Here is a 12,281-nt window from a genome sequence, read left to right on the forward strand (position 1 = left end):
CCCTCTCTCCCCGCGCCCCTTCGGCGGGGAGAGAGGGCGGGGGTGAGGGGCAGCTACGAGCAGCGCCAGATTTTGCCCCTCACCCCGACCTTCTTCCCGTAAACACGGGGAGAGGGGATAGCGCCGCGCAGCCCCGCCCGAGCTATGACCTCGAAGAGACCCACAAGCCGCTGCCGGCGCTGCGCCAGCAGGGGCCGCGGCCGCCATTCGCCGGCGAGTCGATCGGCAAGTACCTCGATGCGCTGCTGGCGAAGCCCGAGCAGCGCTCCGAGCGCGCGCGCGAAATCCTGCAAAGCCAGCCGATGCTGGCTACACATCCGCTCGTGTCTGGCGACCAGCCGACGTTCATGCCGCACCGGCCCGAGCGACCGGAGAAATCGGAGGGCGGCATCCGCTTCCGGATCGTCTCCGACTACGAGCCGAAGGGTGACCAACCGACCGCCATCGCCGAGCTGGTCGACGCCATCAACAAACACGAGCGCAGCCAGGTGCTGCTCGGCGTCACCGGCTCGGGCAAGACGTTCACCATGGCCAAGGTGATCGAGGGCACGCAGCGTCCGGCGCTGATCCTCGCCCCCAACAAGACGCTCGCCGCGCAGCTCTACGGCGAGTTCAAGAGCTTCTTTCCCGACAACGCAGTCGAATACTTCGTGTCGTACTACGACTACTACCAGCCGGAAGCGTACGTGCCGCGCACCGACACCTACATCGAGAAGGAATCCTCGATCAACGAGCAGATCGACCGCATGCGCCACGCGGCGACGCGCGCCCTGCTGGAGCGCGACGACGTGATCATCGTCGCCTCCGTGTCGTGCATCTACGGCATCGGCTCGGTGGAAACCTACACGGCAATGACCTTCACCGTGCAGGTCGGCGAGCGGCTGTCGCGCGACCAGCTCATCGCCGACCTCGTCGCCCTGCACTATCGGCGCAACGACGCCAACTTCGTGCGCGGCTCGTTCCGCGTGCGCGGCGATACGGTGGAGCTGTTCCCGGCCCACTTGGAGGACCGCGCCTGGCGCATCTCGCTGTTCGGCGACGACGTCGAGAGCATCGTCGAGTTCGATCCATTGACGGGGCAAAAGTCGGACGACCTGGCGCTGGTCAAGATCTACTCCAACTCGCACTACGTGACGCCGAAGCCGACGCTGCAGCAGGCGATCAAGTCGATCAAGACCGAGCTGAAGCAGCGTCTCGACGAGCTCTACGCCAACGGCAAGCTCCTGGAGGCCCAGCGCCTCGAGCAGCGCACCATCTTCGACATGGAGATGATGGAGGCGACGGGCTCGTGCGCCGGCATCGAGAACTACTCGCGCTATCTCACCGGGCGCAAGCCGGGCGAGCCGCCACCGACGCTGTTCGAGTACCTGCCCGACAACGCGCTCGTGTTCGTCGACGAGAGCCACGTCACGGTGCCGCAGATCGGCGCCATGTTCCGCGGCGACTACCGGCGCAAGGCGACGCTGGCCGAGTACGGCTTCCGCCTGCCCTCGTGCATGGACAACCGCCCGCTGCGCTTCGAGGAGTGGGACGCCATGCGCCCGCAGACGGCGTTCGTGTCGGCGACGCCGGGTGGCTGGGAGCTGGAGGAGACGGGCGGCGCCTTCGTCGAGCAGGTGATCCGCCCCACTGGCCTCACCGATCCGCCGGTGCTGGTGCGCCCGGCCAAGAGCCAGGTCGACGACCTGTTGTTCGAGGTCAAGGAGACGGCGAAGCGCGGCTACCGTACCCTGGTGACGACGTTGACCAAGCGCATGGCCGAGGACCTCACCGAGTACATGCACGAGGCCGGCGTGCGCGTGCGCTACATGCACTCGGACATCGAGACGCTGGAGCGCATCGAGATCATCCGCGATTTGCGCCTCGGCGCCTTCGACGTGCTGATCGGCATCAACCTCTTGCGCGAGGGCCTCGACATCCCCGAGTGCGCGCTGGTCGCCATCCTCGACGCCGACAAGGAAGGCTTCCTGCGCTCGGAGACTTCCCTGGTGCAGACCATCGGCCGCGCGGCGCGCAACGTCGACGGGCGCGTGATCCTTTATGCCGACACGGTGACCGGCTCGATGGAGCGCGCCATCGCGGAGACCGAGCGGCGGCGCGAGAAGCAGATCGCATATAACGCCGCCAACGGCATCACGCCGGAGAGCGTGAAGAAGAACATCGCCGACGTGCTGGCTTCCGTCTACGAGCAGGACCACGTGACGGTCGACATCGGCCTCGCCGACGCGCCGATGGTCGGGCACAACCTCGCCGCCGTGATCGAGGACCTGGAGCGGCGCATGCACGAGGCGGCGGCCGATCTCGAGTTCGAGACCGCGGCGCGACTGCGCGACGAGATCAAGCGCCTGCGCGACACCGAGCTCGCCGTCGCCGACGATCCTCTGGCGCGGCAGTCGGAGGTCGAGGACAAGGCCGGGTCGTTCAAGGGGGAACGCAAGTACGGCCCGAGCGCCAACCTGCCGGCCGGCTCGCGCATTGCTACCGAGTACGAGCCGGTGCAGCCGACCAACGCACAGTCGACGGCGAAGCCGCTGTCACGCATCAAGAAGCCGTCGCTGGACGACATGGGGCCCGGCACCGACCGCGCTATTCCCCGCCGCGAAGCGGCCAGCGGCCAAGCGGCCGCCGGGCCCGAGGCCCGCCATCGTGCCGAAGGCGCGTCTCCGACACGACGCGGAGGGCCCGCGCCGCATGGCGCGGATCAGCCCATGAGCGAGAAGGGTCTTCCGGCGCGCGCGCCGAGCATCGATCCGCGCGCCAAGGCGGGTGCGTTCGGGGAAGGCGTACGCGGACCGCACAAGCCGACGCTGGACGAGATGGGCCCGCACGCCATGCTGGCGCGCCCCGCGCGCACCGTCGACGTGCCGACCGAGGCGGAGAAGAAGGGGCGCCGCGGCCGCCGGCGCAAGACAGGCAGACCGGGGCAGTAGCTACGCGGGAGAAAACTTCCACCACGCGAGTGCCAGGGCGGCGACAGGCAGCAGAGCCGGCAGGCCGACCGTCGCCGCCGCCTTGAGCGCCAAAAGCGCGCTGGCCTTGTCAGGCGGCGCGACAAGTCCCGTCACCGCGACCAACAGAGCACCGACGAGCCAGGCGCCGGCGTTCGCCATCAGCAACCAGCGCGGGGCGGTCTTGCGCGGGTTCATGAAGCCCGCCACGGCGCCGAGCAGCGAGGCGAGCGCAAGAACGCATGCGGCGATGAACAGGAGCTGGGCGCGCTGCGGCTGTCCGCCGCCCATGAACATGACGAGTTGCAGGAAGAGGAAGGAGAAGGCGAGGCCTACGACGCCGCCGAGCACACCAAGCGTGGCATAGAGCAACCGCATCCGGCAAAATGCTCCCCACGCCTGTATAGCGGTGGAGCGCATCGGCGGACAAGGCGCGATCTCGCCGGATGTGACAGGGGCATTAGCGGCGACGAGCCGTGCTCAGTCGTTGCGGGCGGCGGTGCAGCGTGCGCAGCCGCAGGATAATGAGTGCGCTTGCGTGTCGGCGCTGCAGGCCGTGGTCTCCTGCATGGACTTCGCCGAGGCGGAGGCGACGCCCGAGTGGGCGGCTGCAGGCGATGCGGTCGCTTGGCCCTGCTCGGCAAACGCAACAGCGGGCACGCTGACCCAGCCGCCGGTGGCGAGCACGGCTCCAACCAGCACTGACGCGGACGACTTCATGATTGTGCTCCCTTGTCGCTGCCGACCGTTCGGATGCTATAACATCCGAAATATGGCGACTTTCCAGCGCCCATGGCCGCCTAGGTACGCGGCCTGGCGAGGATGCGGTTCTGCATCAGCGACCTGACCCCGCGCCACCAGGCGTAGTTGGCGCCCATGCGCAAGCCGGTGAAGTAGTTGGCGACGGGCGCGCCCGTGCCGGCGTCGAAGAACTGCACGAGCAGCGTGTACTCGGTACGGTTGATCCGAGTGAGCGTTCCGATCACAGCCTGGTCGGCACCCAGCTTCCGGGTGATAGGACCAACGCAACCACCGCAAGCGCGCATCTTGTGCGCCTTCACCGGCTCGTCCGGCGCGCCGCTCGTATCGACGATGCTGTAGCGGCCCGACTCGCCAAGCAGGCGCCTCGCCTCCTGCGTCGCTTGCTCGAGGTAAGCGGCATCGCGCTCATCCGGCGCAATGATGCCGCCGCCGGCACTGAAGTCCTCCAGCTCGAAGGCGTAGACGGCCACCTTGATGGGCTGCGGTTCCATACTGAGCGCCATATCGATGCGCGCGACGACCGACAGCGCGGCGCAGGCACACGCCAGCAGCGCGCGAAGGGGTAATGTAGAGGCTGCACGTGCCATGGGGGAAACCTCGCTGCTGCGTGCCTTCGTTGGCCCATCGGTTTGCGGCAGCGGGGCCGAGCCTCACATAGACGATTGCCCGAGCGCACCAAGGCAAATCGCCCGCCGAGGACGGGCAATTTTCCTAGGTGCTCGATTGAAAGCGGTCGTCGCCGGTGGCGCTACTGCACGGGCGCTGGTGTCAGGTTCGCGACCGAGGCCGGCGCCGGGGCGATGTCGTACATCCGGTCGAGCGTCGCATGATCGGATGACGTCTTGCGCAACGAGTACAGGTACTCGTCGACGAACGGCCGCGGCATGCCGAGCCGGCCGCGTCCGCGCGCGTCCGCCTTGGCACGCATGCCGTCGAGGCCGGTGGCGAGATGCTCCATGCAGGTGACGCGCGAGAAGATCATCTCCTTGATGTCCCCGCGCGGCCGGCATACCTCGCCGTAGCCGTTGCGCACCTCGGCGCCGGCATGCGCCGGGAAGTACAGCGCTTCGGTGCCGCCGCTGCGCTTCTTCCTGTTCTGCTTTTGGCTGCCCCAGAAGCAGATCATGTCGCGGCCGTCCACCTCTCGGCGGCCGGTGTAGACGACCTGATGCCCCTTCTCGGAGGCGCCGACGTTGTCGTTCCAGAAGATCTTCAGGAAGTCGCCGGGACGTGCATAGGCGAGCTTGTCGTCGCGAAAGCTCATGCCGGTGCCGGTGTGTTTCAAGAAGGCGGCGACGCCGGCGCCGTTGGCATTGAAGATCCAGAACGGGCCCTGGCCGTCGACCAGCTGCGTGCCGTCCGGCAAGCGCCGCCTGACCTCGAGCGCGCGCAGTTGGTCGGGGGTGAGGCTGATCCTGCCGCCGTTCTGCAGCACCGCGACGAGGTGACTATAGAGCGCGTACGTGGCGCTGGTGCAGTGGGACGGATGCCCGTCGTAGACGCGCAGCTCCCAGCGGCCGCCGCCGACGTTGTGCGCCTGCACGGCCGGCGCCACGAAGTCGGAGCCGATGCTGTAGCCGCCGCCGGTGGGAAGCTCGCGGATGATGTCGAGGATCATGCGATTGTAGTCGACGCCGACGCACGTGCGCGGCTCCGCTTGGGCGCCGAGCGATGTCGCGGCGAGCGCGAACGCAGCGATTGCGGCGCCAATAAACCTTGTCGCCGAGGATGCGATCCTCATGCTGGGAAGTTCCCCCGAATTGCCTGTCCTCGCGCCTATATGCACCCCTTCCTGGGCACGATAGCGGCACTCGCGCGCGGCGAGTCGTCTCGCTTTTGCTCGTTCTGATATTCTGTGCGGCGGTGTGGCGCGGAAGCGTCAGCTAGATTGAAGCCAGCCCAGCAAAATCGGGCCCGGCCAATATTGCATGAGGACGAACATGCGCCATCGCTTGAAGCTCGCAGCACTGCTCGTAGGCAGCGCAACTACGGGAGCGCACGCCTTGCTGGCTCCTGAGTACTACCGCAAGGCGCGTGCCGAGGCGGCGTATCACGTGCAGGTCGCCATTACACGCGTAGTGGCGCCCGCTTCAGGTGCGGGCGCGTGCAGCGTGGAAGGGACGATCGCGGAGATCTTCAGGGACACTCCGAGCAAGCTCGCCGAAGGCATGCCGATCAGCTTCCCCATCGCCTGTCATCTCCCCGGCGAGATGGTGCCCATCGGCGGCACGATATGGACCGACACCGAGGCGCTGATGCACGCCAAGTACATCGAGGTCTATCTCGTCGCCGACGGCGCGGGCTACGAGACGGCTCTGTCGCAGTCGCGGATTATCGACGAGCCCTCTCCGATGCCGCAGCTACCCGTCGACTGACGCAGCGCAGGGGGACAGACATGGGAATCGGTGCGACACTTTGACTTGCCAGCAATGGTCCGCGCGCTTACCTTTGCAGGTGAGGTAAGCGCACGGTGAGCGCCATGACAGAAACCTGCACACGCGAGATTTCCAAGGCCGAGGTCGAACGTTTTCTCTACGGCAAGCACATCACCGCCTGCCCTGCCTGCGGACGCTTCCGCTCCCAGTGCGATCTCGATGTACAGGCCATCACCTGCCAGCGTCCGGCATCGGCCGGAGCATCCGCCACGCCGGTAGACGTGCTGATGGTCGTCTGCCAGAACTGCGGGGCCATCCAGTTTCACGAGCGCACCGTCATCGCCAAGTGGCTCGACTGCCAGCGCCGCGTGAAATGACAGGGCAGCCGTCGCGCAGTCGCTAGCTCCCATCACGAACAACCGGAGGAAACGTATGGCCGCTTTTCCGCGTGGAGGCGCCGCCTTGGCCCTCGCGCTCATTGCTTCGCTCGGCACCTTTATCGGCGCCGCCTCCCTCCCCGCTCTCGCACAAGAAGGAAAGACCATGACCACGCCCTCCGGCCTAACCATCGCCGACAGCAAGGTCGGCAGCGGCGCCGAGGCGCGCCCGGGGAACACGTGCGTGATGCACTACACCGGTTGGCTGTACGAGAATGGCGCCAAGGGTGCCAAGTTCGACTCCTCGCTCGATCGCGGGGAGCCATTCGAGTTCGGTCTCGGCCAGGGGCAGGTGATCAAGGGCTGGGACGAGGGCGTCGCCGGCATGAAGGTCGGCGGCAAGCGCACGCTCATCATCCCGCCGCAGCTCGGCTACGGCGCGCGCGGCGCCGGCGGCGTCATTCCGCCCAACGCGACGCTGCTGTTCGACGTCGAGCTGCTCGAGGTGAAGTGAAGCGGGGGCCGCGGTCGCGGGCTGTTCCTACCGGAACGGCTCGCTGACCCAGACAGGGCTATCGGGTGGGCCACGGCTGCACGGCGCAGCCGACAGAAGAGGCTCCGCCCATGTCACGCATCATGAACTGGATCGAGCGCGACAGCGCGCGCACCGACGAAATTCTCGCTAGCCGTCCGACGCTGTGGATCATCATCCGAACGCTAGCCGGCGTGCTCGTCTCGGTGAAGGGCGTCGCGCTGACGATGCACGCCGCGCACGCCTGGCATTACGCGCTGGCGCCATTGCTGTTCGTCGGCGGCATCATGCTCGCCTTCGAAAGCACCAAGATTCTCCTGGAGCGCGTGCAGACACGCACGCCGAGCGCTATCGAGCACGAGTAGCAGAAGGATCCGCTCACTTCAGCGGGCCGCGGTCGCAGTTGTCGCCACAGCCGATCGGGTACCCCCAGGCCGGGAAGTACGGCGGCTGGATGTAGTAAGGCCGCGGCCGGCGCATCTCCCAGGCGGGGCGCCAGTCACCCGAGTTGTAATAGGGATAGTAGCGCGGCGGCTCGTAGACGTAGGGGTAGCGATCCGGTGCATCCGGGTCCTTGTCACGCCAGAACCACCCGGCCTCGGCGGGCGCAGGCATGAAGAGACCAGCCGTGAGAGCCAAGCCGATAGCGGCAAACGCTGTCTTCAATTGCATATGACACCCCTGAATCGTCAAACCTTAGGCGATTCCGCCGAACCGGCACAATGACCGCCGGGACGCACCCCGCACCTAAAATAGCGCGCGGAAATCTCAGACGTTTCTCCGCACGCTTGGGGGTCAGAGGATGGCCAGGGCGGCAATCACGGCCGCGGCGCACAGGATGACGAGCGGCTCGGTGAGGTTGGCGAGCGCGCCGGCCATCAGCGCCGCGTGACTGAGCCCCTCGCGCTCGATGGCCAGCAGCGCACGGTCGCGCTCGTCGATCTCGCTCATCACGGCGTCGGCGTGCGCGCGCGTGCAGGCGCCTGCGAAGTGAACGCGCAGCGGCACGAAGACATAGCGCGTTCCCTTGAGGGCCGTCTCGAGATCGAAATCGGGCTCGCAGGGGACGTCTTCGAATTGACGGCGCACCGCCGGCGAGGGGATCTGCCGGTGATGGACGGTGACGAAGGCGCGGTAGAGCTCCAACAGCGAGGGCTTGTCGGTACGCGCGATGTCGGCGGCGACACGATCGCAGCCTCCGCTCCACAATGCCGACTCCGGGTCGGGCTCGCAGGTCATGCGCACGGCGTAGCCGGACGGCAGGTCGAGGCGCCCCTGGCGGTCGCTGATTTGGATAGCCAGCGAGACGCCTGCAACGGCCAGCGCGGCGGCGGCGAGCAGCCGCCAGTGCCGCCGCAATTCGCCCGCCAGCACAGTGGCCAAGGCGGCCACCCTCCCCCTGACGCTGCTGCCGACTGCCATTTGCCACCGTCCCTGTTGCCGCCACTCCTAGCGCAGCCGCTGCTTATCCGTCGATGGTATAAGACGCTCAGGTGCAAAGGTTGAAATCGCATCGCTTTTACGTTTGTGGGACGGCGGGTTAACCAGGCGGTGCGGGGGCAGACCGTCAGCCGCCGGACGTTTTTCACTGGATATCCGGTAACGAATAAGGCACTGATCGCCGCTTACGGATTGTCGCAGCAAGCGACGCCGCAACCAGGGCATTTGAACCCGCCCGCGGCGCAGCGGCTCGTGATCGATTTCTCAGAGCGGAGCGGTGCGCGCTGGCGCCCTCGGATATGCATCTTCCGTGAGCCACCAGACACCGATCGAGCGATGGATACGGCCATACTTCTGCAGAACATTTACCGATGCTTTCGCGAGAAGCGGCTCGCCGACGTCATTGAGCTGCTCAGCGACGACTTCAAGTTCAAAGCACAATTACCGGATGACCCCCTCGACGGGGGCAAGCGTCCGCGCAGCCGCGCCGAGCTCGCCTTGATGGTTCACAGGTCGATGGAGGAGTACGACATCCTCACCTTCGAGCCTGGGCATATCATCGTCGCCGACGGCCTCGCCTCAGCACAGGCCGAGGTGAAGTTTCGTCACAAGAAGTCGGGCAAGGTCCTCGAGACGCGATTCTTCCACGACTGGCGCGTCGCCGACGGAAAGGCCTGCGAGCTCGAGCAGCGTCACGACATCGAGCAGCTCAAGGCGTTCGCCAGGAGCCTCGAAGACGCCAGCTCGTGACACACGAGCCCGCCCTGGGTCGGCAGTATCGGGTTTTGGTCCCCGGACCTGACGTGCCCCGCCCCTGCGGCTGGCTGCCCAAGCCTCCCGCCGGCGCCCTCGCCCTGAAGCTGGCATCCCCACGCAGGCGGTTGGCCAGAAGCAGAAAATTGAGCAGACTTAACCCTCCCGACGGCGACGCCGCGTCCCGGCGCAAAGCTGCGGGGTTCTGCTATGCTGAATATGGTGAGCGCGCTCCGGCGCTCAGGACATCGATATTGCAAGGCAAAGAATGACCGGCCTCCCCGACTTCACGAAGATTGACCTCGACAACGGCAACGGTGCGAGGACCGCACCGGCGGCGGCCAGCGACGCGGCCGCCTGGGAGGCCCCGGAAGGCATCGCCATCAAGCCGGTCTACACGGCGGTCGACACCGCCGGGCTCGACTTCCTCGATACCTTCCCCGGCCTTCCCCCCTACTTGCGCGGGCCCTACCCGGCCATGTACGCGCTGCAGCCGTGGACGGTGCGCCAGTACGCCGGCTTCTCGACGGCCGAGGATTCCAACGCCTTCTACCGCCGCAACATCGCCGCCGGCCAGAAGGGGCTGTCGGTCGCCTTCGACCTCGCCACGCACCGCGGCTACGACAGCGACCACCCGCGCGTGCGCGGCGACGTCGGCATGGCGGGCGTCGCCATCGATTCAATCTATGACATGCGCACGCTATTCTCCGGCATCCCGCTGGAGCAGATGTCGGTGTCGATGACCATGAACGGCGCCGTGCTGCCGGTGCTCGCCTTGTTCATCGTCGCCGGCGAGGAGCAGGGCGTGCCGCCGGAGAAGCTCTCAGGCACCATCCAGAACGACATCCTCAAAGAGTTCATGGTGCGGAACACCTACATCTATCCGCCCGAACCCTCGATGCGCATCGTGTCGGACATCTTCGGCTACACGTCGAAGCATATGCCGAAGTTCAACTCGATCTCCATTTCCGGCTACCACATGCAGGAGGCGGGAGCGACCGCCGACCTCGAGCTTGGCTACACGCTCGCCGACGGCATCGAGTACGCGCGCGCCGGCGTCGCCGGCGGGCTCGACATCGACGCCTTCGCGCCGCGCCTGTCGTTCTTCTGGGCCATCGGCATGAACTTCTACATGGAGATCGCCAAGATGCGCGCCGCGCGTCTCCTGTGGGCGAAGCTCTTGAAGGAGGAGTTCAAGCCGAAGGACGCGCGCTCGCTGTCGCTGCGCACCCACTGCCAGACCTCGGGATGGTCGCTCACGGCGCAGGACGTGTTCAACAACGTGACGCGCACGTGCGTGGAAGCCATGGCGGCAACGCAAGGCCATACGCAGTCGCTGCATACGAATGCCCTCGACGAGGCCATTGCGTTGCCGACCGACTTCTCGGCCCGCATCGCCCGCAACACGCAGCTCCTGTTGCAGCAGGAGACCGGCACCTGCCGCGTCATCGACCCGTGGGGCGGCAGCTACTACGTCGAGCGGCTGACCTACGAGCTGGCGGCCAAGGCGCTCGCCCATATCGAGGAGGTCGAGAAGCTCGGCGGCATGGCCAAGGCGATCGCCGCCGGCATCCCCAAGATGCGCATCGAGGAGGCCGCCGCACGCACGCAGGCGCGCATCGATTCAGGCAAGCAGACCATCGTCGGCGTCAACAAGTACCGCGTCAGCGACGAGGCGCAGATCGAGATCCTCAAGGTCGACAACAAGAGCGTGCGCGAGCAGCAGATCGCCAAGCTGCAGCGCTTGCGGGCCGAGCGCGACGAGGCGGCGGCGCAGGCGGCGCTCAACGCGCTGACCTTAGGCGCGCGCGGCAGCGCCAACTTGCTCGACCTCGCCGTCAAGGCGGCGCGCGCCAAAGCCAGTGTGGGTGAAATTTCCGATGCCATGGAGAAAGTGTTCGGCCGCCACCGCGCGGAGATCCGCGCCATCTCGGGCGTCTACCGGTCGGAGGCCGGCAGCATGAATACCAACGTCGCCAAGGTTCTGCAGCTCGTCGAGACCTTCGACAAGAACGAGGGCCGCCGCCCGCGCATCCTCATCGCCAAAATGGGGCAGGACGGGCACGACCGTGGGCAGAAGGTGATCGCCTCGGCGTTCGCCGACCTCGGCTTCGACGTCGACATCGGCCCCTTGTTCGCCACCCCCGACGAGGCGGCGCGCCAGGCGGTGGAGAACGACGTGCACATCATCGGCGTCTCCTCGCTCGCCGCCGGACACCTGACGCTGGTGCCGGACTTGAAGCAGGCGCTGGAGAAGGAAGGGCGCGGCGACATCATGATCGTGGTCGGCGGCGTCATCCCGCCGTCCGACTATCCGGCGCTGTTCGAGGCCGGCGCCGAGGCGGTGTTTGGGCCGGGCACCAACATCCCCGAGGCGGCCACCGACCTTATCGGCAAGCTCAACGTGAAGCTCGGGCACGCCGGCAAGGCCGCCGCGGAGTAACCACGGCCCCCGCCTGACGTGGATCGCGGACTTCGTGAGATGACGGCATTCCGCTCGCCTCCCCCCATCACGTCATTGCCGGCGTCATGGCGGAGCCATGCTTCGCATGGACGGCCGGCACCCACGCAAGTCGACGCGGCGGATCCGGTGTCGCGATTGAGTACGCTGAAGCGTAGCGGGGGGCGGCCACGGTAGTCTGCGCTGAGATTGGCGTGGATCGCGCCCTTCGCCGCGATGACGGGCATTTACTGGCCATTGAGACAATTCGCGACATCACTTGTTTCTGCCCGTTGAAGCTGGCACGCATCGGGCCTACGTCGGAATGGCAAGAGACGAACTAGCCGACGGAGAGACCCGCGATGAACGAGCGGATCGAGCGGGGTTTCATGGCCTTTCTCGGCGAGGGGCAGGAAGGCATCGGCGCGGTGCGCGAGGTTGCCCCCCAGCACATCGTCATCTACGTCGAGAACAGCGGCGAGTTCATCGTGCCGCGCACGGCCGTGCGCCGCGTGCACGACAGCAAGGTGATCCTCGATCGACGCCTGCTCGACCGGGCACTACTGTCCGCCGTCGGCCACGCGCACGACCGCGAGGATCCCAATCTGGCCGGCTGAGCCGGCCCCCCGCGGCATTACACGCCCCTGTGCTTTG

At 66.8% G+C, this 12,281-nt stretch carries 14 protein-coding genes; 8 read left to right on the forward strand and 6 right to left on the reverse strand.

Annotated elements, in window-relative coordinates:
• Positions 1 to 170 precede the first annotated feature (170 nt).
• Complete coding sequence (uvrB, locus tag F9K20_RS14575) at positions 171 to 2,930, forward strand: excinuclease ABC subunit UvrB (protein WP_291003432.1); 2,760 nt, start codon at positions 171 to 173, stop codon at positions 2,928 to 2,930.
• Here the strand turns inward: uvrB and F9K20_RS14580 are convergent, their stop codons facing one another.
• The 4 genes from F9K20_RS14580 to F9K20_RS14595 all read right to left on the reverse strand — a co-directional run bounded on the left by F9K20_RS14580 (position 2,931) and on the right by F9K20_RS14595 (position 5,451).
• On the reverse strand, positions 2,931 to 3,326 hold the full coding sequence (locus F9K20_RS14580; RefSeq protein ID WP_291003200.1) for a hypothetical protein: 396 nt from the start codon (positions 3,324 to 3,326) through the stop codon (positions 2,931 to 2,933).
• Positions 3,327 to 3,428: 102 nt separating this feature from the next.
• On the reverse strand, positions 3,429 to 3,668 hold the full coding sequence (locus F9K20_RS14585; RefSeq protein ID WP_291003202.1) for a hypothetical protein: 240 nt from the start codon (positions 3,666 to 3,668) through the stop codon (positions 3,429 to 3,431).
• Between the two features lie 80 nt (positions 3,669 to 3,748).
• Positions 3,749 to 4,297, reverse strand: a complete 549-nt coding sequence (locus F9K20_RS14590; RefSeq protein ID WP_291003205.1) for a DUF3280 domain-containing protein — start codon at positions 4,295 to 4,297, stop codon at positions 3,749 to 3,751.
• A 161-nt stretch (positions 4,298 to 4,458) separates the two neighbouring features.
• Positions 4,459 to 5,451: a hypothetical protein gene (locus F9K20_RS14595; protein WP_291003207.1), complete on the reverse strand. Its 993-nt coding sequence runs from the start codon at positions 5,449 to 5,451 to the stop codon at positions 4,459 to 4,461.
• Between the two features lie 199 nt (positions 5,452 to 5,650).
• On the opposite strand from F9K20_RS14595, the gene F9K20_RS14600 reads away from it, so the two are divergent.
• The 4 genes from F9K20_RS14600 to F9K20_RS14615 all read left to right on the forward strand — a co-directional run bounded on the left by F9K20_RS14600 (position 5,651) and on the right by F9K20_RS14615 (position 7,359).
• A complete protein-coding gene (locus F9K20_RS14600) occupies positions 5,651 to 6,085 on the forward strand; it encodes a hypothetical protein (RefSeq protein WP_291003210.1) in 435 nt (144 codons plus the stop codon).
• A gap of 104 nt (positions 6,086 to 6,189) precedes the next feature.
• The gene (locus F9K20_RS14605) at positions 6,190 to 6,462 is read left to right on the forward strand and encodes a hypothetical protein (protein ID WP_291003213.1); all 273 of its coding nucleotides are present in this window, start codon (positions 6,190 to 6,192) and stop codon (positions 6,460 to 6,462) included.
• A 55-nt stretch (positions 6,463 to 6,517) separates the two neighbouring features.
• Positions 6,518 to 6,976 carry an FKBP-type peptidyl-prolyl cis-trans isomerase gene (locus tag F9K20_RS14610; protein WP_291003215.1) on the forward strand — a complete coding sequence of 153 codons (459 nt, stop codon included), beginning with the start codon at positions 6,518 to 6,520 and terminating at the stop codon, positions 6,974 to 6,976.
• Between the two features lie 110 nt (positions 6,977 to 7,086).
• Complete coding sequence (locus F9K20_RS14615; protein ID WP_291003217.1) at positions 7,087 to 7,359, forward strand: hypothetical protein; 273 nt, start codon at positions 7,087 to 7,089, stop codon at positions 7,357 to 7,359.
• 13 nt (positions 7,360 to 7,372) lie between these two features.
• Here F9K20_RS14615 and F9K20_RS14620 read toward each other — a convergent pair whose 3' ends face one another.
• The gene (locus tag F9K20_RS14620) at positions 7,373 to 7,666 is read right to left on the reverse strand and encodes a hypothetical protein (protein ID WP_291003219.1); all 294 of its coding nucleotides are present in this window, start codon (positions 7,664 to 7,666) and stop codon (positions 7,373 to 7,375) included.
• A gap of 123 nt (positions 7,667 to 7,789) precedes the next feature.
• On the reverse strand, positions 7,790 to 8,416 hold the full coding sequence (locus tag F9K20_RS14625; RefSeq protein WP_291003221.1) for a hypothetical protein: 627 nt from the start codon (positions 8,414 to 8,416) through the stop codon (positions 7,790 to 7,792).
• Between the two features lie 354 nt (positions 8,417 to 8,770).
• Between F9K20_RS14625 and F9K20_RS14630 the strand changes: the two genes are divergently transcribed.
• The 3 genes from F9K20_RS14630 (at position 8,771) to F9K20_RS14640 (ending at position 12,244) form a co-directional block, all read left to right on the forward strand.
• Positions 8,771 to 9,184, forward strand: a complete 414-nt coding sequence (locus tag F9K20_RS14630) for a nuclear transport factor 2 family protein (protein ID WP_291003223.1) — start codon at positions 8,771 to 8,773, stop codon at positions 9,182 to 9,184.
• Positions 9,185 to 9,455: 271 nt separating this feature from the next.
• On the forward strand, positions 9,456 to 11,630 hold the full coding sequence (gene scpA / locus F9K20_RS14635; protein ID WP_291003225.1) for a methylmalonyl-CoA mutase: 2,175 nt from the start codon (positions 9,456 to 9,458) through the stop codon (positions 11,628 to 11,630).
• Positions 11,631 to 11,989: 359 nt separating this feature from the next.
• Complete coding sequence (locus F9K20_RS14640) at positions 11,990 to 12,244, forward strand: hypothetical protein (protein WP_291003228.1); 255 nt, start codon at positions 11,990 to 11,992, stop codon at positions 12,242 to 12,244.
• Positions 12,245 to 12,281: the final 37 nt, after the last annotated feature.

The sequence above is a fragment of the Hyphomicrobium sp. genome (assembly GCF_009026145.1).
In the GTDB taxonomy this organism is placed as follows: Bacteria; Pseudomonadota; Alphaproteobacteria; order Rhizobiales; family Hyphomicrobiaceae; genus Hyphomicrobium_A.